21 protein-coding genes are annotated in these 23,669 nt (G+C 64.8%); 11 read left to right on the forward strand and 10 right to left on the reverse strand.

From position 1 onward, the window contains the following. Nucleotides 1-3: 3 nt before the first annotated feature. The 5 genes from AB4Y40_RS27395 to AB4Y40_RS27415 form a co-directional block, all read right to left on the reverse strand. Entirely contained in the window at nucleotides 4-495 is a 492-nt protein-coding gene (locus tag AB4Y40_RS27395) for a type VI secretion system tube protein Hcp (RefSeq protein WP_069268864.1), read from the reverse strand. A 50-nt stretch (nucleotides 496-545) separates the two neighbouring features. Further along, a complete protein-coding gene (tssC, locus tag AB4Y40_RS27400) occupies nucleotides 546-2,060 on the reverse strand; it encodes a type VI secretion system contractile sheath large subunit (protein WP_368690493.1) in 1,515 nt (504 codons plus the stop codon). A gap of 10 nt (nucleotides 2,061-2,070) precedes the next feature. Next, nucleotides 2,071-2,586, reverse strand: a complete 516-nt coding sequence (gene tssB, locus AB4Y40_RS27405) for a type VI secretion system contractile sheath small subunit (protein WP_368690494.1) — start codon at nucleotides 2,584-2,586, stop codon at nucleotides 2,071-2,073. A 43-nt stretch (nucleotides 2,587-2,629) separates the two neighbouring features. After that, nucleotides 2,630-3,679, reverse strand: a complete 1,050-nt coding sequence (tssA, locus tag AB4Y40_RS27410; protein ID WP_368690495.1) for a type VI secretion system protein TssA — start codon at nucleotides 3,677-3,679, stop codon at nucleotides 2,630-2,632. 83 nt (nucleotides 3,680-3,762) lie between these two features. After that, a complete protein-coding gene (locus AB4Y40_RS27415; protein ID WP_368690496.1) occupies nucleotides 3,763-4,266 on the reverse strand; it encodes a DUF3455 domain-containing protein in 504 nt (167 codons plus the stop codon). Between AB4Y40_RS27415 and AB4Y40_RS27420 the strand changes: the two genes are divergently transcribed. After that, nucleotides 4,265-5,137, forward strand: a complete 873-nt coding sequence (locus tag AB4Y40_RS27420) for a hypothetical protein (protein WP_368690497.1) — start codon at nucleotides 4,265-4,267, stop codon at nucleotides 5,135-5,137. The two genes, AB4Y40_RS27415 and AB4Y40_RS27420, sit on opposite strands and share 2 nt — an antisense overlap. Before the next feature lie 50 nt (nucleotides 5,138-5,187). On the opposite strand, the gene AB4Y40_RS27425 is transcribed toward AB4Y40_RS27420, so the two are convergent. The 3 genes from AB4Y40_RS27425 to hpnJ all read right to left on the reverse strand — a co-directional run bounded on the left by AB4Y40_RS27425 (nucleotide 5,188) and on the right by hpnJ (nucleotide 8,933). After that, on the reverse strand, nucleotides 5,188-6,198 hold the full coding sequence (locus AB4Y40_RS27425; protein ID WP_368690498.1) for a lysylphosphatidylglycerol synthase domain-containing protein: 1,011 nt from the start codon (nucleotides 6,196-6,198) through the stop codon (nucleotides 5,188-5,190). Between the two features lie 48 nt (nucleotides 6,199-6,246). Then, nucleotides 6,247-7,422 (reverse strand): bacteriohopanetetrol glucosamine biosynthesis glycosyltransferase HpnI, encoded by a 1,176-nt coding sequence (gene hpnI, locus AB4Y40_RS27430; protein WP_368690586.1) that lies wholly within the window; start codon nucleotides 7,420-7,422, stop codon nucleotides 6,247-6,249. An 89-nt stretch (nucleotides 7,423-7,511) separates the two neighbouring features. Further along, nucleotides 7,512-8,933, reverse strand: coding sequence for a hopanoid biosynthesis associated radical SAM protein HpnJ (hpnJ, locus tag AB4Y40_RS27435; protein WP_368690499.1), 1,422 nt, complete (start codon nucleotides 8,931-8,933; stop codon nucleotides 7,512-7,514). 710 nt (nucleotides 8,934-9,643) lie between these two features. Between hpnJ and AB4Y40_RS27440 the strand changes: the two genes are divergently transcribed. Further along, nucleotides 9,644-10,834, forward strand: a complete 1,191-nt coding sequence (locus AB4Y40_RS27440; RefSeq protein ID WP_368690500.1) for a glycosyltransferase family 4 protein — start codon at nucleotides 9,644-9,646, stop codon at nucleotides 10,832-10,834. A gap of 38 nt (nucleotides 10,835-10,872) precedes the next feature. On the opposite strand, the gene AB4Y40_RS27445 is transcribed toward AB4Y40_RS27440, so the two are convergent. Continuing rightward, a complete protein-coding gene (locus AB4Y40_RS27445; RefSeq protein WP_368690501.1) occupies nucleotides 10,873-11,874 on the reverse strand; it encodes a GNAT family N-acetyltransferase in 1,002 nt (333 codons plus the stop codon). A 508-nt stretch (nucleotides 11,875-12,382) separates the two neighbouring features. Then, nucleotides 12,383-13,246 (reverse strand): IclR family transcriptional regulator, encoded by an 864-nt coding sequence (locus tag AB4Y40_RS27450; RefSeq protein WP_368690502.1) that lies wholly within the window; start codon nucleotides 13,244-13,246, stop codon nucleotides 12,383-12,385. A 321-nt stretch (nucleotides 13,247-13,567) separates the two neighbouring features. Between AB4Y40_RS27450 and AB4Y40_RS27455 the strand changes: the two genes are divergently transcribed. The 9 genes from AB4Y40_RS27455 (at nucleotide 13,568) to AB4Y40_RS27495 (ending at nucleotide 23,594) form a co-directional block, all read left to right on the forward strand. After that, on the forward strand, nucleotides 13,568-14,659 hold the full coding sequence (locus AB4Y40_RS27455; protein ID WP_368690503.1) for an ABC transporter ATP-binding protein: 1,092 nt from the start codon (nucleotides 13,568-13,570) through the stop codon (nucleotides 14,657-14,659). Then, a complete protein-coding gene (locus AB4Y40_RS27460) occupies nucleotides 14,652-15,557 on the forward strand; it encodes an ABC transporter permease (protein ID WP_368690504.1) in 906 nt (301 codons plus the stop codon). The genes AB4Y40_RS27455 and AB4Y40_RS27460 overlap by 8 nt, the downstream gene beginning before the upstream one ends. Nucleotides 15,558-15,576: 19 nt before the next feature. Continuing rightward, nucleotides 15,577-16,371 carry an ABC transporter permease gene (locus AB4Y40_RS27465; protein WP_368690505.1) on the forward strand — a complete coding sequence of 265 codons (795 nt, stop codon included), beginning with the start codon at nucleotides 15,577-15,579 and terminating at the stop codon, nucleotides 16,369-16,371. A 47-nt stretch (nucleotides 16,372-16,418) separates the two neighbouring features. Beyond that, on the forward strand, nucleotides 16,419-16,757 hold the full coding sequence (locus AB4Y40_RS27470; protein WP_368690506.1) for a (2Fe-2S)-binding protein: 339 nt from the start codon (nucleotides 16,419-16,421) through the stop codon (nucleotides 16,755-16,757). After that, complete coding sequence (locus AB4Y40_RS27475) at nucleotides 16,754-18,190, forward strand: FAD-dependent oxidoreductase (RefSeq protein ID WP_368690507.1); 1,437 nt, start codon at nucleotides 16,754-16,756, stop codon at nucleotides 18,188-18,190. The genes AB4Y40_RS27470 and AB4Y40_RS27475 overlap by 4 nt, the downstream gene beginning before the upstream one ends. Beyond that, nucleotides 18,183-19,319: an NAD(P)/FAD-dependent oxidoreductase gene (locus AB4Y40_RS27480; protein WP_368690587.1), complete on the forward strand. Its 1,137-nt coding sequence runs from the start codon at nucleotides 18,183-18,185 to the stop codon at nucleotides 19,317-19,319. The genes AB4Y40_RS27475 and AB4Y40_RS27480 overlap by 8 nt, the downstream gene beginning before the upstream one ends. Nucleotides 19,320-19,331: 12 nt before the next feature. Continuing rightward, nucleotides 19,332-20,378, forward strand: coding sequence for an ABC transporter substrate-binding protein (locus AB4Y40_RS27485; RefSeq protein ID WP_368690508.1), 1,047 nt, complete (start codon nucleotides 19,332-19,334; stop codon nucleotides 20,376-20,378). Between the two features lie 84 nt (nucleotides 20,379-20,462). Then, nucleotides 20,463-22,025, forward strand: a complete 1,563-nt coding sequence (locus tag AB4Y40_RS27490; RefSeq protein ID WP_368690509.1) for an SH3 domain-containing protein — start codon at nucleotides 20,463-20,465, stop codon at nucleotides 22,023-22,025. A 495-nt stretch (nucleotides 22,026-22,520) separates the two neighbouring features. Further along, complete coding sequence (locus AB4Y40_RS27495) at nucleotides 22,521-23,594, forward strand: porin (RefSeq protein ID WP_368690588.1); 1,074 nt, start codon at nucleotides 22,521-22,523, stop codon at nucleotides 23,592-23,594. Nucleotides 23,595-23,669 lie beyond the last annotated feature (75 nt).

Consider the following 23,669-nt stretch of genomic DNA (forward strand, 5'->3'; position numbering starts at 1 on the left):
CGCTTACGCCGTGGCGCTGGCCGGAATGTTCCACTTGCACTCGACCACGCCGCCGAGCGCCGAGCCAGTGGTCGGGTCCTGCTGCTGGTAGGTCACGTGGAACTTCTCGAAGTTGAGCGTCACCGTTTCGGTGAAGCGGTCCTCGCCGTCCGAGCCGCCCGTCGCGTAGTTCGTGACGAGCACCTTTTCGAGGTCGATCGTGTAGTACTCCAGCGGTTTGGTGCCGCCCGCCTTGCGCACGGTGAGTTTGCCGGTGGGGAAGTGCTTGCCCGTCACGCACGCGGTCATGATGGCCGGCGTGGCATGATCCGTGTACTTGGTGATCGACAGATCATGCACGTCGACCTTGCCGCCGCCACCGCCCGTGCCGAGGTGCATCGTGCCGGACTGATCCATGCTCCAGCTCCAGGAGAGCACGTCGATCTCGTCCTTGTGAGTCTGATCCAGCGACTCGCCCGTGACCGTGCCAAGTTTCAGAAAAATATCGACTGCCATTTGGATTCCTTATTGATCGGATTCGTACAGAGTTAACAAGCCGCCGCGGTTCAGGCCGCTTTGGCCGAGGGTAGCCGCGAAACGAGCCGCAACGAGACGGTCAGGCCTTCGAGCTGATAATGCGGACGCAGATAGAATTTCGAGGTGTAGTAGCCCGGATTGCCCTCCACCTCCTCGACCACGACTTCCGCGGCCGCGAGCGGCCGGCGCGACTTCGTCTCTTCCGACGAGTTGGCGGGGTCGCCGTCCACGTACTGAAGAATCCAGTCCTGCAGCCAGCGCTGCATGTCGTCCTTCTCCTTGAAGCTGCCGAGCTTGTCGCGCGCAATGCACTTGAGGTAGTGCGCGAAACGGCTGCAGGCGAACAGATAAGGCAGGCGCGCGGCGAGGTTCGCGTTCGCCGTGGCGTCGGGGTCTTCGTATTCGATCGGCTTGTTGAGCGACTGCGCGCCGATGAAAGCTGCGATATCCGAATTCTTCTTGTGGACGAGCGGTATGAAGCCGTTCTTCGCCAGCTCGGCTTCGCGGCGGTCGCTGATGGCGATCTCCGTCGGGCACTTCATGTCGACGCCGCCGTCGTCGGTGGGAAACGCGTGGACCGGCAGATTCTCCACCACGCCGCCGGACTCGATGCCGCGAATGCGCGAGCACCAGCCCCACGTCTTGAACGAGCGGTTGATGTTCACGGCCATCGCGTAGGCCGCATTGGCCCACGCGTACTTCGACGCGTCCGCGCCCGCGGTGTCTTCCTCGAAATCGAACTCCTCGACGGGGCTCGTTTTCGCGCCGTAGGGCGTACGCGCGAGAAAGCGCGGCATGGCGAGGCCGATATAGCGCGAGTCTTCGGAATCGCGCAGCGAGCGCCATGCGGCGTGCTCGGGCGTCTGAAAGATCTTCGTGAGATCGCGCGGATTCGCCAGCTCCTGCCACGAGTCCATCAGCATGACGGCCGGGTCCGCGCCCGCGATGAACGGCGCGTGCGCGGCGGCGGAAATCTTGCCCATCTGCGTGAGGAAATCGACGTCGGGGCCGCTGTTGTCGAAGTAGTAATCGGCCACCAGCGCGCCATAAGGCTCACCGCCGAACTGACCGTACTCTTCCTCGTAAAGCCGCTTGAAGAGCGGGCTCTGGTCCCACGCCACGCCCTTGTACTTGCGCAGCGACCGGTGCAGGTCGGCCTTCGAAATGTTCATCACGCGCAGTTTGAGGCTCTCGTCGCTCTCGGTATTGGTGACGAGGTAGTGCAGCCCGCGCCATGCGCTTTCGAGCTGCTGGAACGGCTCTGCATGCAGGATGACGTTGATCTGCGCGCTCAGCTTTTCGTCGATGCGCGCGATCAGCGCTTCGATGGTCGCGAGCGCATCGTCGGACACGCGGTGCGTGTCGAGCAGCGCCTGCTCGGCGAGCGTGCGCACGGCGCTTTCCACCGCTTCGCGCGCTTTCTCCGTGCGCGGGCGGAATGCCTTCTGCAAGAGCTGTTGAAACTCGCCGGAGGGGCTTTCCGCGTCGGCTTCCTGCCTTTCTGGCTGCGCGAACGCGGATGGATCGAGTTGAGTGTCTGCCATCTTGGGTCCTTTATTCGGAGTCGGTCGCGTCCTGCGGCTTCGGCGCGGCGGCGAGCGCATTCATCAGCGCGGGGTCTTCGAGCAGGCGAGCGACGAGCTTTTCCGCGTCGGTCTTGCCGTCCATATAGGTCAGCAGGTTCTGCAACTGGCTGCGCGTTTCGAGCAGCCTCGCGAGCGGCTCGACGTTGCGCGCGATCGCGGCGGGCTCGAAGTCGTCCATGCTCGCGAAGGTCATGTCCACGCCGATCTTGCACTCGCCGGTCAGCGTGTTGTCGACCTGCATCGCCACGCGCGGCTTCATCGAGCGCAGCCGTTCGTCGAAGTTGTCGATGTCGATCTCCAGAAACTTGCGTTCCGCAACGGGCGGCAGCGCTTCCTGCGGCTGCCCCGAAAGATCGGACAGCACACCCATCACGAAAGGCAAGTTGACCTTCCGCTCCGATCCGTACACTTCCACGTCGTACTCGATCTGCACGCGCGGCGCCCGATTGCGCGCAATGAACTTCTGACTGCTCTCCTTGGCCATTTGACCGTTCTCCTGGTTGAGTTGCGTTGCAATGCGGCTTCGATCATTCCACCGGCGTTTCGACGGCAGCCGTACCGACCACCTGGGTAAGTTGCGCGAGCCCTTCCGGCGCGAGGTCCTTCAAGAGATCGACGAAGGTCTTCTCGACGAGGCCGCGCGCCCTTTCGAGCAGTAACGGCACGGGGCTGGCAGGTTCGTGTTGCGCGTACCAGGCGCAGATCCGCTGCAGCGCGGCGGCCACGTCGGCGCGGCTGCCGATGGCATTGGTGGGGGCGTTACCGTTGGCGCCGACGGGCGACGCGACACCGGTCTCTTCTGCGTGCTGCATTTGCGCTTCGTCCCGGTGCACGCCCACGCCCGTTGCAAGCAGCGACGATGCGCGCGCCAGCAACGCCTTCAATGAGGCGAAATCGAGCGATTGGGTCGCGCCAACACGTTGGGCAAGCGTCGCTTCGATCGCGCGGACGCTGTCGTACGCGGTGTCGAACGCCTTCTTCGCGTTGCGCGCGGCATCAGGCGACACAGCGATCGACGCTTCGATCGCCGCGAGGCTCATCGCCGTGTGCCCCACGGGCGCGACGGCTTCGCCATTCGCATACGACCACTCGCGCAGCGTGACCGGGCAAATACCTCCCAGCAGCGGGCTATCCATCAGACCGGCGAGCACGCCGCCCGCCTCCGTCCATCCGGCAAGCGCGTTGATGCGGGCCGTCGCGTCGTCGCCGTCGCCGGCGTCGAGTTGCGGGTGCACGTGCCCCCAGTGGCGCTCCAGCAGTGCGGCAGTCAGGACGAGCCCGTCCGCAAGACCGGCAATGCCCTCGCGAACCCAGCGCGCCCGCGCCAGATGCATCACCACGCGAAGGTCTCGCGTGCGCGCCATCAACGCGGTGCCCAGCACATCGGCGGCCTCCCAGTCGGGCGGGACCGCGGCCACGAGCGTGGCGCCATACTCTGCCTCCGGACGCCCGCTGACCGCTTCTTCGAGTTCGCGCAATTGCGCGTCATATTCGAGGTCGGGGCCGCAGGGTTCGGCCTGCGTGAGTGGCTCGAGCCACGCGGTCCAGTCCTGATGCGTAATGAAATCGATGGTCATGGCCAGGTTGAATCGATTAACTTTGCATTCCGAACTAATTGTCGATCCATCTTTCCTGACGGACCGTACAGTGATCGGTCTTCTTACCGATAGAAGATGTAATTCGCGATATAGGGCGAACTACCCGACTCGTGCTCGACGGTGCACGGCGCAGCCGGCTTTACGCCGCCAACCGTCCTGACCCGTTGCACGTAGCGCACCGGGGCGAGCATGCCCTGCGATCCAGTGGAGTGCGCCTCGAGCAGCAGTTGAGGCACACTGCCTGGCGTATCACTGGGCGCTTGCGCGACGACTTTTCCCTCGATGCGGCTGCCGTCGCGCGCTTGCCACGACGGACCGGCCGAATGCTCGATCACCTCGGCGCCGTGTGCGTCGTAGAGCGTGGCGCGCGGCTGCTGGAAGACCCAGCCGAGTGCGTGATCCGCACCGTACTCGCAGGCGTAGATCTGCACGCCCGCTGCGGTCGTGCTCAGAAACGGCTGTGCGCCCGGCATGTCGACCGATTCGGCTTGTGCGGACGGTCCGCTCATCATCGAAATCAGCCCAGCCCCAATTGCAATGTGCTTCCCGCGTGAGAGGCGATGCATGGAGACGCTCCTTTGGCTCAGCGGGGTCGATCCAGTTCGATCCGCTCTTCCACAACAGCCCGGCGCGGAAAACTATTCCATTTGTTTTTGCAGCCGGGTGCCAGGCACGGGCGGGAATATCTGGAAACGTCCGGCTGTTATGGCTGCATCCGCAATTGAATGGAGCCAGGCCATGAAAGCCCGCATGACGATTGCCAGTCTCGCTGTGCCCTTGGAGCGGATCAAACCCATCGGCGGGCGCTCCTCCAGGGGCACCGCGGGTCATCAGTTCGACCTGACGTTTCGCGCCGAGGTCAAGGCGCCCATGCTCGGCAAGCTCATGGCCGATGACATCGAATGTCCTCAACTGGAATGGAACGAGTGCATCGAATGGTTCAGGTTAGACACCGCGACGCAGAAATGGGACTTCGAAGGCAGGATCGTGCGAAACATGTATGCGCACAATCGCGAGTCGAATACCTTCAGGAACTGGCACAGGTCGCGTTATACGATCGCGACCGATGTGACCAACCGTCCGCCCGCCGCACTCATGGCCATGAAGCGCGAGGAGGATGCAAAGAAGTGGATTGCGCGCCATGGCTTCAGCTGGAATCTCCACATCCGGGATATTCCCCAGATGGGCGTGCTCGGCGGCACCGGTGGCGGCGGTGGCCTGAGCCTCGTCACCGGGGATACGCGTCGCCGTGTCATCTATTTCGATCTGGGCTTCGAGGGCCAGCGGGAGCGCGCGCGGCTAGTGCAGATCCTGGAGACACAGCAGGGGCGGCTCACGATTCATCACCTGATTCGCGGCGACATCGAGAAGAAGACCGTGGATGAACTCTCGAATCTCGAGCGCTGGCGCTTTCAGTTACGCACGAGTCACGGCTAACGCCCGTGCGCGCTGCGCAACCTGCAATCAATATCTGGCCAGCTTCGGGATCATTCCGTGCGGGTGCGCGTGGCCGTGCCCTCTGTGCGGCGTCGTGACGGCCAGCCATACTCGGCCGCTTGCCAGGCAAGCAGCCCGGGCAGATAGAACATCAGATCGCGCACGCGCCTTGCGCCTGCGAGCGCGAGGCAAGTGGGCGCATCGAAGCCCAGCAGTCCGCCGATTATGACGAAGCCGCCCTCCTGCACGCCAAGGCCGGCCGGCACCAGAAACGCGATGCTGCTCAGCATCTGGATCAGGGCTTCGATCACGAACGCCTGCACGAAGGTCGCGTCCGTGCCGAGCACGCGCAACGCGATCCAGATTTCGAGCGCGTAGCCGAGGCATTGCAGCGTCTGCCAGACGAGCACGTAGCGCACGACTACGCCGGTCTGGCGCCAGATCAGCTTGAGGGAGAGATCGACGCGCGCGGACTTGCCCACGAGATCGACGACCTTGCCGCTCGTGACGCGGTTGAGCGTGCGTGCCGCGCGCTCGAACGGCCGCGCATGCTGCACGAGTGCAAACAGCACGAGCAGCGGGATGAAGCCCGCGAGGCCCCATGCGAGCCGCCCCACGAACCGCGCGGTATCGGAAGAGGAATGTTCGAGCAGATAGCCGGCTGCGAGCAACGCAAACAGCACCTGGCTGATGAGCGTGAGCTGCATGTCGGCGATGAGACTCGCGACCGCCGTGGCCGGCCGTACGCCCGCACGGCCAAGCAGGCGGAACGACACGAGTTCCCCGCCCACGCGCGCCACCGGCAGCAAGCCGTTGATCGACTCGCGAATCCACACGAGTTTGAGCATCGTCGCGAACGACGGACGCTGCGCCGCGCGAATCAGGCTGCCCCAGTCCCATGCATTCGCGCACATCGGCAGGATATGCACGATGGCCGCCAGCACAAGGCCCATGCCCGCGCCGCGCAACAGTTGCAGCACTGCCGCGGGATGTTCGCGCCATACGAGCCATACGGCGATCGCAAGACCGACCAGGGCGGCGATACGTCCCATGTGCTTCATCTGCGGGTATGCTCCCGTCTCATTGTGCCCCCCAATCTACTGTGACGCTCAGGTCTCGTGGACTGGCGAAAGCATGCCATTCCTGTCGACGCGAAAGCGCGTGCCGCGCCAAACGACGCCAGACGAACAAAAGCTCGCGACATAGATCGCGAACTGGACCATTTCCCAAAGCGGTAAGCATAGCAGTCCGCTGGACTTGTCGCCGGTCGCGCGATCGGTCCGCCAGATCAGCCACGCGCGCGCGCACAGCGCCACGGCGGCCAGGATCCACGCGGGCGCCGCGCCGCCGGACAAGGCCACGGCAAGCATGGCGAGCGCGAACGGATGCATCAGCACAGCGCCCAGATGTCCCGAGCGGTCCGCCGCGCGAACGGTGCGACTCCAGCGCAACTCGTGCGCAAAGAGCTTGGCGAACGTATTCTCCACGCACGCGTGCCGCACGAGAATGGGCGGAATGGAAACTTCCGCGCCGGCGCGGCGCACGGCTTCCCCAATCGCGTGGTCTTCGGCGAGGTGATGCGCGAACTGCGCCAGACCGCCAATGCGGTCGAGCATTTCACGCGTCATGGCGATGGACTGGCCAAAGCACGGCCGCGCGCGCCCGATGGCGAGCCCCGTGACGACGCCGGGCAGGAAATGATAGTTCGTCAAGGCCGACGCGACGCGCGGCCAGAATCCCGGCGCGCACAGGCCCCGGTAAACCGCGCTCACGAGGCCGACGCCCGGTTGCTGCAGCGCCCCGACCACCTGGCGCAGATAGTTCTTGTCGACGAGCACGTCGCTATCGGCAAAGCACAGCACATCGTGCTCGGCCTTTTCGAGCATGTTCACGAGATTCGCGATCTTGCGGTTGGGACCGTACAGGCGCGCATCGGCGACGACCGTGATGTGTGCATCGGGATAACGCGCGCGTAGACGCTCGATGGCGTTGAGCGCCTCATCACGCGCATCGTGAACGCCGAACAGATACTGGACTTGTCCAGGATAGTCCTGCTCGAAAAAGCTCGCGAGGTGCTCCTCGAGGTGCCATTCGTCGCCGTGCAGCGGCTTGGCAAGCGTGATGGCCGGAAAGTGCTGCGGCGTCGCCACCTCGCGTGCGAAGAAACGGCCGACCAGCGCGCTCGCCGTGCAGGTATAGATAATGCCGACCACGGCGCAAACGCCGCTCAGGACCGCGAGCGAATCGAAGAGCAGGTGCGAGAAGCCCGGCAATTCAGCACGCATGACTTCGATTGCCGCAGAAGCGACCGCAAGCACCGTCACGGCCATCGCAACGATGGCGCCCGTTCGCCCCGTCGCATGCGCGCGGTCCATCATGCCTCGTGTGCGCGCAGGAAGCGGAAGAACTCCACGCCTTCGCGCAGACGCCGCTTCATCATGTCCCAGCTCGTGAGCATCTCTCGCACGATCTCCCAGATCTTCGACGGACGGAAATAGAACTGGCGATAAAACTGTTCCAGGTGGTGATAGATCTCGTCGCGCGACAGATGCGCATAACCGATCGCCGCCAGCTGCACACCTTCCTTGCTCACCAGGTTGATGGTCTTGTTCTCTTCCATCCAGCCGTTTTCCACGGCCTGCTTGTACAGCGTCGTGCCCGGATACGGCGCGGCGAGCGACACCTGAATCGTATGCGGATTGATTTCCTTCGCGTACTCGATCGTCTTCCTGATCGTGTCCTGCGTCTCGCCCGGCAGCCCCAGAATGAAGGTGCCGTGCACCTTGATGCCGAGCTTCTTGCAGTCGGCGCTGAAGCGGCGCGCGAAATCCGTGCGCACACCCTTCTTGATGTTCACGAGAATCTGGTCGTCGCCCGACTCGAAGCCCACGAGCAGGAGGCGCAGGCCGTTTTCCTTCATGACCTTGAGCGTCTTGTACGGCACGTTCGCCTTCGCGTTGCACGACCACGTCCAGCCGAGCTTGCCGAGGCCAATGGCGATCTCTTCAGCACGGGGCAGGTTGTCGGTGAAGGTGTCGTCGTCGAACATGAGTTCCTTGACTTCCGGCATGTTCTCGCGAATCCACTTCGCTTCCTCGAGCACGTTCTCGACCGAACGCGTGCGGTAGACGTGGCCGCTCACGGTCTGCGGCCACAGGCAGAACGTGCAGCGCGACTTGCAGCCCCGGCCCGTGTAGATCGACACGTACGGGTAGTTCAGGTAGCCGATGAAGTAATTCTCGATCTTCAGGTCGCGCTTGTAGATCGGCGCGACGAACGGCAGCGAGTCCATGTCTTCCAGCACCGGACGGCCCGGGTTGTGCTCGATCGAGCCGTCCTTCGCGCGCCAGGAGATGCCCTTGACCTCGGCGAGCGGCATGCCTTCGGCGACTTCCTTGCAGGTGAAGTCGAATTCTTCGCGGCAGACGAAATCGATCGCCTCGCTTGCCGTGAGCGAATTGTGCGGATCGACCTGCACCTTCGCGCCCACCAGCCCGATGACGATCGACGGCTTGCGCTTCTTGAGGTCTTCGCAGAAGAGCGCGTCGGTCGGGAACGACGGCGTGCTCGTGTGGATGATGACGAGGTCGTACGCGGCTGCAATCTTCAGCGTCTCTTCGACGGAGAGGCTGTCGGCCGGCGCGTCGAGCACGCGGCTGTCGGGCACGAGGGCCGCGGGCTGCGCGAGCCAGGTGGGATACCAGAACGAGCGGATCTCGCGCTTTGCCTGGTAGCGCGAGCCCGCGCCACCGTCGAAGCCGTCATACGACGGGGCCTGCAGAAACAGCGTTTTCATATTCCTCGATTGTCCGCGCAGTATGGTGAAACCCGGTTAGCGATCGCGTGCGCCTATCGGCTTGCACGGCCGGCGTCCCGCGCCGTGCAATTCCCTCGAAATGCATTACGAAAATCATACGATCAGCATTCCGGCTCGCATGTTTGTTGTCGAATTGAAGGACTTGGCGCCACGGGTGAACCCTAAGATATTAAGCCGAAAATCTGATGCTGACCTTAAGCGCTTTCCCTTCTTCCGATGTATTGAAACATGCCAAACCTCCAGTGTGACGCATTGATATGACAGTTTTCATCGCACCGCGCCAATTGATGTCCATTGTGATGACAATCAGTTACGAACCACGCATAACCCGCCCTCTGGCACTTGGAAATCGCGTCAATCGAACCAGGCCAGCAAGTCGTGTGCCATTCCGTGTGTGCGCCTTGCGTATTCCTCGGGAGAATTGACCGGCAAGGTTTCATCTGCTTTGCATCGCCTCCGCCATATCGGACAAGTTTTCGCTGATCACCGACATTGCGTAAAAACGCCTCGCAATCGGGTTACGATGCAGCAAACGGCGCGACTGCGAGTCCCCGCCGCGATTGTGCGAGCGGTTTGGCGCAGCCAACGCTGCCCGGCAGGTCAGGACGACTGTCCGGGATTTCATGCAGGCCAGGCACCCGTGGTGCGCTGCCTGCTCAACCAAGCGCCACCGTGAGCCGTCATTGTCCATGCGTATACTGTTCGTCATCGGCAACCTGGGCGACTATCACGTCCCTCGCTACGAGGCTCTCGTCAGCGCAGCCTCCAGTCGCGGCCACCAGGTGGCGCTGCTCGAGGTCTTCGCGCGCTCGGGCGTCTATGGCTTCCCGCAGGAACGCCGCGCGGCATTCTTCGCGAACCGCCCGCGTATGGCGGAAACGCTGGTCGAGAACGGCGCCGACAGCGACGGCCTCGGCGCGCTCGACACCGCACGCCTGATTGCGAAGGTGCGCAACTTCGAGCCCGACGTGGTCATCACGCTCGGCTACAACACCGGCTATTCGGCCGTGCTCTGTTTCCTCAGACATCTCACGCGGCGCTTCAAGCTCATCTACATGTCGGACTCGAAGGCCGACGACGGACTGCGCCAGCGCACCAAGGAGCGCCTCAAGCGTTTCATCGTGAGCCGCTTCGACGGCGCGCTCGTCGCGGGCGAGAAGCATCGCCGCTACGCGCAATCGCTTGGCATCCCGAAGGAACGATCCCGCATCGGTTTCGACGTGATCGACGTCGACTATTTTTCGGATCTCGCGCAGGCCGCGAGCGTCAACCCGGAGGCCGTGCGATCCCGCTTTGGCCTGCCGCAGCGCTATGTGCTGTGCGTGAGCCGCTTCGTCGCGCGCAAGAACGTCGACGTGCTGATCGACGCCTACCGCAAATCCGGGGTGTACAACGAAAATATCGGCCTCGTGCTGGTGGGTCAGGGTCCGCTCGAAGCGCAATTGCGCGCGCGCATCGATTCGCTCGGCCTCACGCCGCACGTGACGATACTCAGCTCACTCGCCAACCAGGAAATGCCGAATCTCTATGCGCTCGCGGAATTCGTCGTACTCGCGAGCGAATTCGACCAATGGGGCCTGTGCGTGAACGAAGCGTTCGCGGCCGGGTGCCCTGCCATCGTCACGCGCACCTGCGGCGTGGCTGGCGAAGTGGTGATCGACGGCGTGAACGGTTTCGTGGTCGAACCGCGCGACGTCTCGACGCTCGCGCAGCGTATCGGCGAACTGGGCGGCGAGCCTGAGTTGCGCGAACGCTTCGCCGTCGGCGCGCAAAGCACGATCCAGCGCTGGACCCCCTTGCTCTTCGCCTCGAGCGCGCTGGAACTTGCCGAGGTCACGACCCGCCGCGCAAGCGATCCCGCGCGGCACGAACTCGTGTAGCAGCGCGCCATATCGTTCGCTACACGACGCCCCGCCGCTCAGAGATTGGGGGCGAACACGCGCCCGGGCGCAATTTTCCGTTTAAGCGTACGCATCAGCAAATAAACCGTGCCGTGGCGCTCGACGCCCAGCCGCTGCGTGAGCGTCGCGCCGAATCCATTGAGGAAGCTGAATGTCGACGGGCTCGAAAAGCCGTCGAAGTCGAAAGTGAGCTTGCGCTCCAGCGCGCGGCCAATGCCGGTCCACAGCAGCAGGCTGATCGAGCCGCTGTGCGCGTCCTGCGCGCGCGACGACAGCAGGTAATACATGGCCTGATGGTCCCAGACGAGGCCGACCGCCGCCACGAGCTTCCCGCCTTGCCCGTAGGCGCCGAGCAGCATCCCCGCCTTGCGCTCGACGAACGCGTTGACGAGGTCGCGCATGACCGCATCCCCGTACGCGTTGGTACGCGAACGCGCCGCGAGATTCGCTTCGTAGAACGCGATGAACTCGGCGGGCGCGATGTCCGGCACGACGGTCAATTCACGGGAGGCGCTGCGGATCACGTTGCGCGTCTTGCTGTTCAGGCGCTTCCATGCTTCGTCGGCCGTCGTGTTCCGGTCGATGCGGAACGTGTAGCGCGCCGTCACGGTAAAGCCGTGCAGCGCGAACGCCAGGGCGTCGTCGATGCGCGGGTCGAGCACCTGAAAAAAGCTGTCACAGTCGGGCAACTGCTCGATCAGCTTGCCGGTGACGTCGAGTTCATGATGCAGTTGGCGGGCCTCGCTGCCCGTCACGGACTTGATGACCGGCCCGAGCGTGCGCGTGAGCGGCGGCAGGTGCGAGACACGCCATAGTCGCGTGCGCTGCATCGCGTACGGCATCTCACCGATGACCTCGTCGTCCTGCTTCACCACCGCAAGCTTCCAGTCGCCTTGCGTGGCGATGTCGAGCCACCAGCGCTCATGAAAGATCGAAGGCGCCGCGCGTACCGGCACCGGCGTAGCAGTTGCAGCCGGTGCCTCGAGAACGGGCAACGTCCGGTCGTTTATGGTCGTCATCGATCACCGGTATATTCTGACTGCAAGCGCCGCGGGATCACACATGCGCTCCACCTCCCCCAGCACCTACGCTCCTCAATGACTTCTCGTCGACGTGGCAGCGGCGTGTACTCAATATGACAGTTCACGCGGAGGGGTTTTGCCCCTCCCGGGTCTTGCAGGACTACACGCAAGACGGCGCTTCGGGCGTTTCTGTTTTCGTTTCCGGAGTCACCGGCTCGCGCTGCGATGGATTGCAAAGCTCCATGGCGGCGAACTGCCATTTCGTACACCGCCTTCAGTCTACGAATAGCCACCTGACCGTTTACGCCAAAACCAAGACGCATGCGAACAGGTTATCCCCTGGTCAATTTTCGTCCGACCATACTGCTCGATTTCGCAATGCAGCAATGCAGCAATGCGCGCGCCTGCTGAACGTCTGCACGCCAATCATCCAATGAGAACGATTCGCGATCAGAAGATTTAGTTAGGAATGCGTTCGACTGAATCGATCCTCGCCCGTCGTCGCTCAAGCCAAAGGTTGCGTCGTCATCGCTCGCGTGAGCCCATGCATGGGACGGCGCACCGCCACATCGAACGGGTTCGTTTGCGGCCCGATGATTTCGGCCTGCCGCTTGAGCAATTCGACGATCGTCGGCAACCGGTCTTCCGTGAGACGAGCAGCCAGCGTGCCCACGCTCAATGCGCCGACGGCGCAGCCGGTCTGGTCGAGAATCGGCACGGCCACGCCCGCCATGCCCTCGAGCACCCCGGTGTTGCGCCCCGCGTAGCCGAGCTTGCGCACGCGCTCGATCTCCGTGCGCAAGTACACCTCGTCCAGCACGCCGTAGCTGCGCAAGCGCGGCACGTTGAAACGAATGATTTCTTCGCGCTCGGCCTCGGGCTGGAAAGCGAGAATGGCAAGACTGCCCTGGCCCACGCCCAGCGCTACGCGCCCGCCGATATCGCCCGTGAACGAGCGGATCGGAAACGGACCTTCGCACATGTCGAGGCACACCGCGTCGAAGCTGCTCTTCACGAGCAGGAAGATGGTGTCGCCAAGGCTTGCGCACAGGCGCAGCAACGCGGGCCGGCATAGCGTGCGCATGCCGCTGGGATTGCCTGCCTGCGCTGCGAGCGCAAAAAAATCCACGCTCAGCCGATAGCGCCTCGTGCCTTCGTCCTGCTCGACCACGCCTTCGGCGATCAGCCCCTGCAGCAGCCGATGCACGGTAGCCTGGGTCAGGCCCACGGCCTTCGCGAGCGCGGTCACGCGGCTGCCTTCCGCCTGGCTCGCCCCCAGTGCGCGGATCACCGCGAAGGCGCGCTGCAACACGCCCGCGCCGCGCGCGTCGTCGGCCGGCGTTCCACTTTTCTCGTTCATTGACCTCATATCGACCTCGATTTATTCCATACAGCGGAATCTCCGCCGACGCGCGTACGAATTGGCGCACTACCCGAAAGGTGGGACCGCCAAACGGCGCTGCGCTTGCGGCTAGATCGTTCAGGGATTTCCCGAAGTTCATCGGGTGAAACGATCAACAGACCAACTCGCACGCGCATTCCATCAAACGGAATATAAGTCAGATTCCTATCGCTTGATGGAATTTTAAATTGACGACCAAAAATTTGGCTAGCTACAGTCGGTTCAACGCCCTGCATCGCGATCCGCTCAGCGGGTGCCGGCGCAACCCAAGCACTGGAAGGCCACACCATGTCGTTCCTCACCCTGACCGATGTATCGAAATCGTTCGGCGACCTGCAGGCGGTCGCCGGCGTCAATTTGTCGGTGGAGAAAGGCGAGTTCGTCTCACTGCTCGGCCCCTCGGGCTGCGGAAAAACCACGACGCTGCAGATGATCGCCGGCTTCGTGGAAACCACGCGCGGGCGCATCACGCTCGACGGGCGCGACATCACGCACATGCCGCCGAACAGGCGCGGCCTCGGCATCGTGTTCCAGAGCTATGCGCTCTTTCCGCACATGAGCGTGGAGCAGAACGTGAGCTTCGGCCTCGAAATGCGCGGCGTGGACAAGACCGAGCGTCGGGATCGCATTCGCGAGGCGCTCGCGCTCGTGCGCCTCGACGCCTACGCGCAGCGCTTTCCGCGCGAGCTGTCGGGCGGCCAGCGCCAGCGCGTGGCGATCGCGCGCGCCATCGTGATCGCGCCGCCCGTTCTGCTGCTCGACGAGCCGATGTCCAACCTCGACGCCAAGCTGCGCGAAGACATGCAGTTCGAGCTGCGCGCCATTCAGCGCAAGATCGGCACGACCACGCTGATGGTCACGCACGACCAGTCGGAAGCGCTCTCGATCAGCGACCGCGTGGTCGTGATGGAAAGCGGCCGCATCACTCAGGTCGATACGCCTTATCGCGCGTATGAGCGGCCCGAGAACGACTTCGTCTCGCAGTTCATCGGCAAGGCCAACATGCTCGCGGGCCGCATCGTCGCGCGCGAGGGCGACACGATTCGCGTGGATCTCGGCAACGACCTCGCGGAAACGGGCTCGACGGCGCAACTCCCCGAACGCGGCCGCGCGGTGGGGGTGGGCGACGCGATCACGCTGTGCATCCGCCCCGAAAAGCTCAAGCTGTGCGCAACCGGTTCGGGACGTCTCGCCGGACGCGTGACGAGCCGCTTCTTCCTCGGCAGCCAGTGGCTCTATCGACTCGACAGCCGCGCGGGCGAAATGCTCGTGTGCTGCCAGAACGAGGGCAAGGAGCCGCTAGCTGAGGGCGACCAGGTGGGCATTGACTGGCATAGCGACGCGATCCGCTTCATCCACCAGGAGGGCGCCCGTGTCTAGTACGCTGCGCACTTCTCAGCCTGCCCCGCGCGCCACGGTGCGCGCCGGCTGGCAGGCTTACGTGCCGCTCTGGCTCATGAGCGCGCCCGCGCTGCTGCTGTTCGCCGCGCTCGTGCTCGTGCCGCTCGCCATGACCTTCGTGCTCACGTTCTACCGCTTCGATCCGATGAGCGGCCCCATCGCCGCGTTCGATCTGCACAACTACGTAGAAGTGCTCGGCTCGTCGTACTTTCACACGATCTTCCTGCGTACCTTCGGCATTGCCGCACTCACCACGCTGCTGTGCGTCGTGATCGGCACGCCCGAGGCGTACATCCTCTCGCGCATGCGCGACCCGTGGCGCTCGCTCTTCCTGCTCGTGATCCTCGCGCCGCTGCTGGTTTCCGTGGTGGTGCGCGCGTTCGGCTGGAGCATGCTGCTCAACATGAACGGCCTCGTGAACCAGTTCTTCGGCCTGTTCGGCGCGGGGCCCTTCAAGCTCGAATACACGACCTTCGCCATCGTCATCGCGCTCGTGCATGTGATGCTGCCGTTCATGGTGATTCCGGTGTGGACCGCGCTGCAAAGGCTCGATCCGCAAACCGAAAACGCGGCGCTGTCGCTGATGGCCTCGCCGGTCACCACCCTGCGCCGTATCGTGCTGCCGCAGCTCATGCCCGGCATTCTCTCGGGCAGTCTCATGGTGTTCGGCCTGTCGGCGAGCGCCTTTGCGATTCCGGGCCTGCTGGGCGGCCGGCGCCTGAAGGTGGCGGCCACCGCCGTGTACGACCAGTTCCTCAGCTCGATGAACTGGCCGCTCGGCGCGACCATCGCCGTGCTGCTGCTCGTCGCCAATCTCGTGGTGATGCTCACCTACTACCGCGTGCTCGAACGGCGCTACGCGCGCAGCATGGGCTAAGGCCCCAGGACACAACATCATGCGCAAAAACGGACCGCTCGCCCTCACGTTCCATAGCTTCGTCATCCTGTTCGTGCTGGCGCCGCTCGTCATCGTCATCCTCGTGGCCTTCACGCCCGACGAAACCTTGACGCTCCCCACGCACGGCCTCTCGCTGCGCTGGTTCCGCGCGATCCTCGACTACCCCGACTTCATCACCGCGTTCTTCAACAGCCTCAAGCTCGCGTTCGCCTCGGCCACGCTCTCGCTCGTGATCGCGTTGCCCGCGGGCCTCGCGATCGGCCGCGCGCGCTTTCCGGGCCGCGGCTTTCTCAACGCGCTGCTGCTTTCGCCGCTCGTGATTCCGGGGCTCGTGCTGGGCATCGCGCTGCTGCGCTTTTTCGCGCTGATCGGCGCGACCGGCTCGTTCGCGTGGCTGATCCTCGCGCACATGATCATCATCACGCCGTTCGTCATGCGGCTCGTGCTCGCCTCCGTGAGCGGCCTCGACCGCAGCATCGAGCATGCGGCCGCGTCGCTCGGCGCGAACGCGTGGACCACCTTCCGCCGCGTCACGCTGCCGATGATCGTGCCCGGCATCACGGGCGGCTGGCTGCTCGCCTTCATCAACAGCTTCGATGAATTGACGATGTCGATCTTCGTGACCTCGCCGCAAACCGTCACGCTGCCCGTTCGCATGTACATGTACGCGACCGAGTCGATCGACCCGATGATGGCTTCCGTTTCCGCGCTCGTCATTTTCATCACCGCGGGCGCGATGTTCCTGCTCGACCGCGTGTACGGGCTCAACCGCATTCTGATCGGGCAGCACTGAACGCCGCCCGCCTCTTTCGATTCCAGCTGCCGCGCCACCGACCTTCCATGAGCACCGTCACGCTGCTTTCTCTTGCCCAGTTCGTCCGCGTTGCCGAAACCGCGCGCGCGAGCGTTTCCTTCGTGTTGGACGGCGTCGAAGTCAAGGCGCTCGCGGGGGATACGCTGCTCACCGCGATCCTCACGCATCAGCGGCACGTGCGCCGCAGCGAGTTCAGCACGGAACCGCGCGCGGGCTTCTGCCTGATCGGCGCCTGCCAGGACTGCTGGGTGCGCAGCGAAGACGGCACGCGCCTGCGCGCCTGCTCCACGCCGCTGCGCGAAGGCATGCGTGTGCTGACGCGCACCGCTTCGGAGACCGAATCTTATGACGGAGGTGCGCGATGAGCGCGGCCAGGCCTGATCGCATCGTCATCGTCGGCGCGGGCCCGGCCGGCATTCGCGCCGCGCAAACGCTCGTGGCCGCGGGATTGCGCCCCACCGTGATCGACGAAAACGCGCGCTGGGGCGGCCAGATCTATCGTCAGCCCGCCGACGGTGCGGGCTTCTCGCGCACGAAAATCGCGCTCTACGGCTTCGAGGCGAAGAAGGCCGATGCGGTCCATCGCGCCATGGCCGAACTGCTCCCGAAGATCGACTACCGGCCCGACACGCTGGCCTGGTCGTGCGAGCCGGGCCGGCTCGACACCTTGCGCGAGGGCCGCGAAGCGAGCGTGCCGTGGTCGCATCTGATCATCGCGAGCGGCGCCACCGACCGCATCGTGCCGCTGCCCGGCTGGACGCTGCCAGGCGCCTATACACTCGGCGGCGCGCAGGTCGCCCTGAAGGCGCAGGGCTGCGCAATCGGTCAGCGCACCGTGTTCGCCGGCACCGGGCCGCTGCTCTACCTCGTCGCTTATCAGTATGCGAAAGCCGGGGCGCACGTGGCCGCCGTGCTCGACACGAGCCCGTTCGCGCGCCAGGCCGCCGCCGCGCCGAAGCTGCTCAATCAGCCGGGAACCTTCGCCAAGGGCGTCTATTACGTTGCGTGGCTCAGGGCGCATGGCGTGCGCATGGAGCATGGCGTCTCGCTCGAAGCCATCGAAGGCGGTGCGGCCGTGCAATACGTCCGCTGGCGTGCGGCCGACGGCAAGGAGCACGCCATCGCCTGCGACGCGGTCGGCCTCGGCCACGGCTTGCGGCCCGAAACCCAGCTCGCCGATCTCGCGGGCTGCCGCTTCGCCTTCGACGCCCTCAACCGCTGCTGGCTGCCCGAGCGCGATGCGGCGGGCCGCAGTTCCGTGCCGGGCGTCTATCTGGCCGGCGACGGCGCGGGTATCGCAGGCGCCGATGCTGCCGAACTCGCGGGCCGCCGCGCCGCACTCGCGGTGCTCGAAGACATCGACATCGAAGCGCCAACGCACGATGCCGATTTGCCCGATGCGGCAACGATCGAGAAGCGCCTCGAACGCATTACGCGCTTTCGCGTGGGCATCGAGCAGGCGTTCGCCCCGCCGGCCAACTGCGCCGCCAGCTGGCCCGACGATCTGACCGTCTGTCGCTGCGAGGAAGTCGACGCGGGCACGCTGCGTAGTTGCATCCGCAACGGTTTCGCCACCGAGGTCAACCGCCTGAAGGCGCTCACGCGCATCGGCATGGGGCGCTGCCAGGGGCGCATGTGCGGCGAATCGGCCATGGCGCTGCTGAGCGCGGAGACCGGCAAGCCGCTGCACGAGGTGGGCCGCTTGCGCAGCCAGGCGCCCATCAAGCCGATTCCCATTTCACCAATGCTGTTCGACGACGGCGTGCAGGTCATCGAAGAGGAAGCCCATGATGAGTGACACGCGCCACTTCCAGGTTGTGATTGCGGGCGGCGGGCTCGTCGGCGCATCGGCGGCGCTCGCGCTCGCACGCAAGGGCGTGAGCGTCGGCTTGTTCGAGCGGCGCTTTTGCGGCGCGCAGGCGAGCGGCGTGAACTACGGTGGCGTGCGCACCCACGGCCGCAGCGCCGAGCAACTGCCGCTTGCGGTGCGCGCCCGGCGCGTGTGGAGCCGCTTGCCCGAGCTGATCGGCAGCGACGGTGAATTCGTCGTCTCCGGGCACTTGCGCCTCGCGCGCCGCGACAGCGATCTCGAGGCGCTCCACGCATGGTCCGCCATGGCGCGCGATTTCGGCGTCGAGTCGCTGGTCATGAGCGGCGAAGCGTTTCGGCGCCGCTACCCGTGGCTCGGCAAGGCCGCCATTGGCGGGGCGTTCTGCGCGAGCGACGGCCAGGCGAATCCGCGTCTCGTCTCGCCCGGCTTCGCGGCGGCGGCGCGGCGCGCGAGCGCGCACGTGCAGGAGCAGACCGCACTCGGCGACCTGAGCTTCGACGGCCGGCGCTTCCAGATGCGCGCGGGCAACGAGCGCGTCAGCGCCGACTGGCTGATCAACTCGTCGGGCGCCTGGGCCAATACGGTGGCGGGCGCGTTCGGCGAAACCGTGCCGATGAAGCCGATCTACCCGAACATGTGGGTGACCGAGCCGCTGCCGCGCTTTATCCAGCACAACCTGGGCGTGTACGGCGGCGGCGTCTACGCGCGCCAGGTGGAGCGCGGCAACTGCGTGATCGGCGGCGGACGCGGCCACGGCGACGGCGAATACGCGCAGCCATCCACTGCCACCACGCGAGCCGTCATGCACGACGCCTGCGCGCTGGTGCCCGGCCTGCGCGACGCGCTGCTGATCCGCACGTGGAGCGGCGTGGAAGGTGAAACGCCGGACAGCAACCCGATTATCGGTTTCAGCAACACCACGCCGCGCCTCCTGCATGCTTTCGGCTTTTCCGGCGGCGGCTTCCTGCTGGCGCCGGGCGTGGGCGAAGTCCTTGCCGAACTCGTTACGGAAGGCACGACGAGCACACCCATCGAAGCGTTCGCAATCGGGCGCTTCGCGCAGTCTTCCGTTCATGCCGCTCTCCCAATCAAATAAGGAGTCCCCTCGATGAAACTCACACGCACCCTGGCCTCGCTAGCCGCACTCGTTGCCTTGGGCATCTCGCAAGGCGCCTGGTCGCAAACGAAGACGATCTACATCGGCATGAACGGCGGCCCGATGGAGAAGGCCTACACGAGCCAGGTCCTGCCCGACTTCGAGAAGGCCAACAACGTGAAGGTGGTGGTCGTGCCGGGCACCTCCTCCGACGTGCTCGCGAAGCTCCTCGCCAACCGCAACAGCCCGCAGATGCATGTCGCCTTTCTCGACGACGGCGTGATGGCGCGCGCCGTGAGCATGGGCGTGTGCGAGAAGCTCGACGATTCCCCGGTGCTCAAGGAACTGTATCCGTTCGCACGCGTGAAAGGCGACGTGGGCGCGGGCGTGCAGCTCGGCATGACCGGCATCGGCTACAACACGAAGGTGTTCGCGGACAAAGGCTGGGCGCCGCCCACTTCGTGGCTCGATTTCGCCAATCCGAAATACAAGGGCAAGGTGGTGTTCCAGTCGGCTTCGAGCAGCACCTTCGGGCTGCACGGCTTTCTTGCCATCAACCGCCTGATGGGCGGCAGCGAGAGCAACGTCGAACCGGTCTTCACGAAGTGGGCGAGCACCGTGGGCCCGAACGTCGTCGAATATATTCCGAACTCGGCCAAGCTCTCGGAGATGATCCAGACCGGCGAGGCTGGCATCTTCCCGCTCACGCCCACCGCAGTGGGCGACCTGAAGGACAAGGGCCTGCCCGTGGCCTACGCCAACCCGAAGGAAGGCGCGGTGCTGCTGCTCGTGGACCTGTGCGTGGTGAAGAACAATCCCGACCCGCAACTCGCGCAAAAGCTCGCGCAGTTCCTGCTTTCAGCGCCTGCGCAAAACAAGGCGGCCGCCGCCGGCAAGCAGATTCCGACCAACCAGAACACCACCATGCCGGCCGACATGCAAAAGAGCCTGGGCAATCTCGACCAGCTCGTGAAGAAGGTGACGGTGGTGGACTGGGATGTGATCAACGAGCACCGCGCGCAGTGGGATTCGCGCTGGAACCGGCAGATCGAGCAGTGATCGTTTGATTTTCGGGCATCGGCGAGGGCGGCGGGCGCGGCGCGTCCTGTATCATCCACGGGTTGTCGAACCGCCCGCTCGCCCATGCGCTCCGCCCTCGATTCTTCGTTTCGCCTTTCCGCTTTTGCCCGGGCGCCGCGCGCCCGCTTCTTCGCCCTGGCGCTAGCCGCCGCGTGCGTGCTGCCGGGATGCGCAACCGGCCCGGCCTCGCAGAGTCAGGCCGCGCAGGCACTCCCGCCCGATACGGTCACACTTTTCCCGATCGAGCACTACGACCAGAACGTCGATCACTGGATCGATCCGGCCAGCGCCGCTTACGACAAGCCCTTCCTTTCGCCCGACGTCCAGCGCGCGCAATTCGATGCGCTCGTCGCGCGCTATTTCGGTGCAGGTCCGAACGATCCCTCGCCGTGGAATCGCGCGTTTGTCGAGCAGCGCGTGTATCGCGACGGCGGCAGCGACATCGCCGCGCTGCAGACGCGCCGCCTCGCGTACTTCGACAACACCGGCAAGGAGGCGCGCCGCATTGGCTACGGCATGAATTTCCGGCCGCACACGAAGGCGTGGATCGACGCCATCGAGCGCAACGCCAACGTCAACCAGTTCGAGCAGGCCAGCGGCTTCGACGCCACGCGTCGCGCCATCGCCACGACGGCGCTGTACGTGCGCGAACTGCCCACCATCGACCCGTCGTTCTATTCACATCGCATAGCAGGCGAAGGCTATCCCTTCGACAACCTGCAGGTGAGCGCCGTGCGGCCGGGCACGCCGCTCTACGTGCTCGGCACGAGCACCGACGGCGCCTGGCGCTACGTGCAGACGCCGGACGTGCAGGGCTGGGTGCGCAGCGACGGCGTGGCGAGCGTCGATGAAAGCTTCGTGTCGACGTGGCGCGCGGCGGCGCACCAGTCGCTCGGCGTCGTGGTCGCGGCGTCCGCCGCGCTGCGCGACGACGCGGGCGTGTTCCGCTTCGATGCGCCCGCCGGCACGCTGCTGCCGCTGCGGCCTGCTTCCGGCGCGAAGCCGGGCGAAGTGCTCGTGCCCGCCCGCGACGTAGACGGCCGCGCGGCGATCCGCACGGCGGCGCTCGATGGCAACGCGATCGCGCCCGCGCCGCTCGCGGCCACGCCGCGCCATCTCGCGCAGTTGATGAAGGCGCTGATCGGGCGCCCCTACGGCTGGGGCAACACGAACTTCGACAACGACTGCTCGGCTGAACTGCAGAGCATTTTCGCGGCGTTCGGCGTGTGGCTGCCGCGCCATTCGTCCACGCAGATGAACGCCGGGGCGATGACCGATCTTTCGGCGTCCACGCCCGCGCAGCGCCTTGACTGGCTCGTGCAGCACGGGGCGCCGATGCGCACGCTGATCTATATAGGCGGTCACGTGATGCTCTACCTGGGTAACACGGAGCGCGACGGCAAGACGGTGCCGCTCGTCTATCAGGACGTGTGGGGCCTGCGCCCCGCCGACAACAGCCGCCGCGCCGTGATTGGCGGCTCGGTCATTTTCCCGTTGCTGCTCGCCTACCCCGAAGACCCGGGCCTCGAATCGCTCGCAGGCACGCCGGTATTCCAGGTCAGCATTCTCGGCGCGCCCGCGGGGAGCACGCCGCCGGCGCAGGACGAGGAGAATCCGGCGGGGTGAGTCAGACGCCCGTGTGTCGATTCATGCACCGGGTGCAACAAATTGATGTGCAAATGTGATCGTTTCTCCCAGGGTGACAGATTCCGCACGGTCGTACAAAAATAGCCCCCATCGAACGTAGCATTCCGTCAACGTTGCACACCTCTCGTCAGGGGAGAAGCGATCGGTGAACGCGCATTCAATCCGGCTCATGCCTAGCCGCAAGCCCACGATGACCACGCGCTCGTCCACGCTGTTCCTGCGCACGCGAGAGGACCCCGGCCGCCGCGCCAGACCGCAGGACCGCGCACAGTCCTGCGCGTAGTACTCCGAGCAGCACTCCCAGCATTCCGATTCGTGTGGTTCCGCGAGGAACCGCGGTCCCCTTTCGCCTGAAGCTTTATCCGCGGTTTTGCCTGGAGCATGGCCTGAAGCGTGCGCAGCACCCTGTCATATCAATTTCAATCCATAAATAACACTAAGGATGACGAAATGTTACAACGCGACAACCTCGGCATGAAATGGCTGGTCCGCTGCCTTGCGGCGGCCGGTTTGATGGGCACAGTAGGTGTCGCAAGCGCACAGAGCAGCGTCACCCTGTATGGCATCGTCGACGGCTCGATTCTTTACACGAGCCATACGCTGAACACGCAGACGGGCCAGAACGCCGGTCATCAGTTCTCCTTCACGGACAGCGGCATGTCCGGCTCGAACTTCGGCATGCGCGGCGCCGAGGACCTGGGCGGCGGGATGCGGGCGGTATTCGCGCTCGAAAGCGGCATTAGCGTCGCGAACGGCCAGTTCGGCAATTCCAACGGCAACTTCTTCGGGCGTCAGGCGTGGATCGGCATGGAAAGCCCCTACGGTACGGTCAAGGCTGGTCTGCAGTACTCACCGTTCTTCCTGTCGCTCTACCAGACGGACCCGCGCGGCATGTCGTATTTCGGCAGCGGTCTCGTGAGCTACGTGAACAACGTCTACGTGACCGGCCTCTTCAACAGCAACGCGATTACGTATACGTCTCCGGAAATCGCCGGCATTCAGGCGATGGGCATGTTCGCCATGGGCGGCGCAGCGGGCAACTTCCAGGCGGGACGCCAGTATTCGGCGAGCCTGCGCTACCACATCGCAGGCTTCACGATCACGGGCGCGCTGTATAGCGGCAACGCCGGAGGCAGCGCGGCCACCACGCCGGTGCCGAGCACCATCGAGTTCGTGGGCCGCACGATCGGCGCGAGCTATCGCTTCCCGAACTCGCTCACGGTCTACGCTTCGTATGCGCTTTACAAGGTTGCGCAGTCGTTCGACAACAGCGTCTACTCCGGCGGACTCAGCTATATGATCACGCCCTACCTCGACGTCGACGCGGGCGTCTGGTACACCCGCGACGGCAACGACGGCACCAACCACTCGCTGCTGGCGTCGAGCGGCGTGCAGTTCTTCCTCTCCAAGCGCACGACGCTCTATGGCCAGGTCGGCTATGTGAACAATCACGGACGCATGGACACGGGCTTGTCGATCAACAACGCGCTCTTTGAAGTCTCCGGCTCGACCGTCGGCGCGAGCATCGGCATCCGGCATCTGTTCTGATGCGCGCAAGTGTTCCGCGGCGCGCGCGTGAAGTGACGCGACGCGACGCGACGCGGAACACGCGCTCGGGCTAGC

Origin of the sequence: Paraburkholderia sp. EG287B, from assembly GCF_040965595.1 — a bacterium.
GTDB lineage: Bacteria > Pseudomonadota > Gammaproteobacteria > Burkholderiales > Burkholderiaceae > Paraburkholderia.

Bases quoted from the DNA above. Each gene is read 5' to 3' on its own strand.
- AB4Y40_RS27395 (WP_069268864.1), bottom strand. From the start codon at position 495: ATGGCAGTCGATATTTTTCTGAAACTTGGCACGGTCACGGGCGAGTCG.
- tssC (WP_368690493.1), bottom strand. From the start codon at position 2,060: ATGGCAGACACTCAACTCGATCCATCCGCGTTCGCGCAGCCAGAAAGG.
- tssB (WP_368690494.1), bottom strand. From the start codon at position 2,586: ATGGCCAAGGAGAGCAGTCAGAAGTTCATTGCGCGCAATCGGGCGCCG.
- tssA (WP_368690495.1), bottom strand. From the start codon at position 3,679: ATGACCATCGATTTCATTACGCATCAGGACTGGACCGCGTGGCTCGAG.
- AB4Y40_RS27420 (WP_368690497.1), top strand. From the start codon at position 4,265: ATGGAGACGCTCCTTTGGCTCAGCGGGGTCGATCCAGTTCGATCCGCT.
- AB4Y40_RS27415 (WP_368690496.1), bottom strand. From the start codon at position 4,266: ATGCATCGCCTCTCACGCGGGAAGCACATTGCAATTGGGGCTGGGCTG.
- AB4Y40_RS27425 (WP_368690498.1), bottom strand. From the start codon at position 6,198: ATGAAGCACATGGGACGTATCGCCGCCCTGGTCGGTCTTGCGATCGCC.
- hpnI (WP_368690586.1), bottom strand. From the start codon at position 7,422: ATGCGTGCTGAATTGCCGGGCTTCTCGCACCTGCTCTTCGATTCGCTC.
- hpnJ (WP_368690499.1), bottom strand. From the start codon at position 8,933: ATGAAAACGCTGTTTCTGCAGGCCCCGTCGTATGACGGCTTCGACGGT.
- AB4Y40_RS27440 (WP_368690500.1), top strand. From the start codon at position 9,644: ATGCGTATACTGTTCGTCATCGGCAACCTGGGCGACTATCACGTCCCT.
- AB4Y40_RS27445 (WP_368690501.1), bottom strand. From the start codon at position 11,874: ATGACGACCATAAACGACCGGACGTTGCCCGTTCTCGAGGCACCGGCT.
- AB4Y40_RS27450 (WP_368690502.1), bottom strand. From the start codon at position 13,246: ATGAGGTCAATGAACGAGAAAAGTGGAACGCCGGCCGACGACGCGCGC.
- AB4Y40_RS27455 (WP_368690503.1), top strand. From the start codon at position 13,568: ATGTCGTTCCTCACCCTGACCGATGTATCGAAATCGTTCGGCGACCTG.
- AB4Y40_RS27465 (WP_368690505.1), top strand. From the start codon at position 15,577: ATGCGCAAAAACGGACCGCTCGCCCTCACGTTCCATAGCTTCGTCATC.
- AB4Y40_RS27470 (WP_368690506.1), top strand. From the start codon at position 16,419: ATGAGCACCGTCACGCTGCTTTCTCTTGCCCAGTTCGTCCGCGTTGCC.
- AB4Y40_RS27475 (WP_368690507.1), top strand. From the start codon at position 16,754: ATGAGCGCGGCCAGGCCTGATCGCATCGTCATCGTCGGCGCGGGCCCG.
- AB4Y40_RS27480 (WP_368690587.1), top strand. From the start codon at position 18,183: ATGAGTGACACGCGCCACTTCCAGGTTGTGATTGCGGGCGGCGGGCTC.
- AB4Y40_RS27485 (WP_368690508.1), top strand. From the start codon at position 19,332: ATGAAACTCACACGCACCCTGGCCTCGCTAGCCGCACTCGTTGCCTTG.
- AB4Y40_RS27490 (WP_368690509.1), top strand. From the start codon at position 20,463: ATGCGCTCCGCCCTCGATTCTTCGTTTCGCCTTTCCGCTTTTGCCCGG.
- AB4Y40_RS27495 (WP_368690588.1), top strand. From the start codon at position 22,521: ATGAAATGGCTGGTCCGCTGCCTTGCGGCGGCCGGTTTGATGGGCACA.